At 68.1% G+C, this 711-nt stretch carries 2 tRNA genes; both read left to right on the top strand.

Annotated elements, in window-relative coordinates:
• Nucleotides 1–307 precede the first annotated feature (307 nt).
• A tRNA-Tyr gene (locus tag IBL26_RS25455) sits at nt 308–390 on the top strand.
• 99 nt (nt 391–489) lie between these two features.
• Nucleotides 490–563, top strand: a tRNA-Gly gene (locus IBL26_RS25450).
• The last annotated feature ends 148 nt before the right edge of the window (nt 564–711 follow it).

Here is a 711-nt window from a genome sequence, read left to right as displayed (position 1 = left end):
GGGCGAGGCCGCGCGGGCTGTCCGGCGCCTCGCCGGCATCGCGGCCACGGCCGCCCGGGCGGGCGGGGGAATCGTCACGGCCGCGGGGCGGACGGCGCGGCCCTTCGGCAGGAGAGAACGAGGAGGGGCCGCTGGTGCGGCGAGGGGGGCGGGACATGGGCGCATCCTCCGCATCCCGCGCGCGGGAGCAAGCGGCATGATTCGATAGGGCGTGCGCGATTCCTGCGCGCGAACGCATCACGGCACGTTGACAGGGGGGGTGGAAAGGGGATAGTCCGCGCGCTCCCGCCGACCGGGGTTTCAAGGTGGAGGGGTGCCCGAGTGGCTAAAGGGGGCGGACTGTAAATCCGCTGGCGCACGCCTACGTTGGTTCGAATCCAACCCCCTCCATATCCTTGCAGGTCCTCTGGACCGGCATGGGCCTCTGACCCCCGGTTGAACGGTGCCACCTGCATCCGGCGTTGCCGATGAGGCTGCGCGGGGCGCAGTGCGGGTGTAGCTCAATGGTAGAGCCCCAGCCTTCCAAGCTGGTTGTGCGGGTTCGATTCCCGTCACCCGCTCCAATTTCGTGAGCTGGTGACTGGACTAGGCCGATTTGCGCCGCATGTGGCGCTGACCGACAGGGTGACGGACGATGGCGAAAGCTAAGTTTGAGCGGAACAAGCCGCACTGCAACATTGGCACGATCGGGCACGTGGATCATGGCAAGAC

Origin of the sequence: Teichococcus aerophilus (assembly GCF_014490485.1) — a bacterium.
GTDB classification, from domain to species: Bacteria; Pseudomonadota; Alphaproteobacteria; order Acetobacterales; family Acetobacteraceae; genus Pseudoroseomonas; species Pseudoroseomonas aerophila.
This window is presented reverse-complemented; position numbering and strand designations above follow the sequence as displayed.